Annotated in this window: 1 protein-coding gene; it reads right to left on the reverse strand. The window is 27.1% G+C overall.

From position 1 onward, the window contains the following. Positions 1 to 107 precede the first annotated feature (107 nt). The coding region (locus L8V77_RS07620; RefSeq protein WP_263707395.1) for an autotransporter outer membrane beta-barrel domain-containing protein at positions 108 to 1273 on the reverse strand (1166 nt) is incomplete at its 5' end.

Here is a 1273-nt window from a genome sequence, read left to right on the forward strand (position 1 = left end):
TTATATTGATATTTTTTCTTTAACTTTATTTTGTTGTTTTAAGCAAACTCTGGGCAGTTAAATTGTTTATTCACACTAACTAATAAATAGTTAGTGTGAGAATAATCTTACCACCATAAACCTAGTTTTAAAAACATAGTATGTGAAGTGGTATTATCAAATGTAAATGCACCTGCATAATTTAATGATAAATCAGCATTATCAGCTATAGCATAAGAAAGACCTAATTGTCCAAATCCATAATACTTAGAAGTATCTATATCTGTACTAATTTCATTTGGACCTAGTTTTAAACTTCCTTTTGCATCATTGTATAAATTTACTACACTACCTATAGTAATATTAGTTCTTAATTTATCACTTAAAGGCTTATATAATTTCACAGCTGCTATTGCATCAAAGAAATTAAATTGTTCTGCCATATAATGCTCTTTTAATCCATCTATATGTCTTAGAGCAAAGTTTTTATTACTCATACCATAATAGCTTAAACCTATTTCTGGAGATATTCTAGCTATATCTAAAGTATTATAATAATTAGCACCTAATTTTACTTCAGCACCATAACCATATACCTTAGCATCACTTTTTATACTAGATGGAATATTTTTATAAGTTTTTTCTATATCTGTTTTAGTATAGTCTAATTTAGTATTAGCACTAATATAGTATTGATCTATACCATTTCTTGCTATTACTCCATAATAAGTTAAACCACCATAATAAGTTTTATCATCAAATTTAAGTCTTTGAGTAGCTTGTTCTTTAGAAGAATCTTCATAACCTAGATAAAAACCTATAATACCATAATCTTTTGGTAATTCTTTAAAAGATCCTCCCATTAAACCTGTAGTGTTAACACTTAATTGTCCTACACTCTTTCCTATCTTAATAGAAGAGTGATTATAATAAGGAAGTAAGAAAGAATGATTACTTGCTTTTGGATTTTTATTAGGAATAAATATATCTTCTAATTCAGCTAATAAATCAGCATCATTACCATAAGCTTCTCCTTTTTTAGACAATTCCATATCTAATACTTGAGAGAATTCTGTTTGGAAGTTTTTAGTATTTAAATCTCTTAACATATTAGAGATATTAATATTTCTTAATCTAGAAGAATACACCATAGATTTAGCTAATGTTTTACCACTTAATTCAGCTAAGTTAACATTAGCTACATACTGACCATTACCCAAACCTACAAAGTCATAAATACCTGATAAGCTATGGATATTATAACCATTTACACCTGCACCATTATTGGTTTGAT

This window comes from Campylobacter sp. IFREMER_LSEM_CL2127 (genome assembly GCF_025771745.1).
In the GTDB taxonomy this organism is placed as follows: domain Bacteria; phylum Campylobacterota; class Campylobacteria; order Campylobacterales; family Campylobacteraceae; genus Campylobacter_D.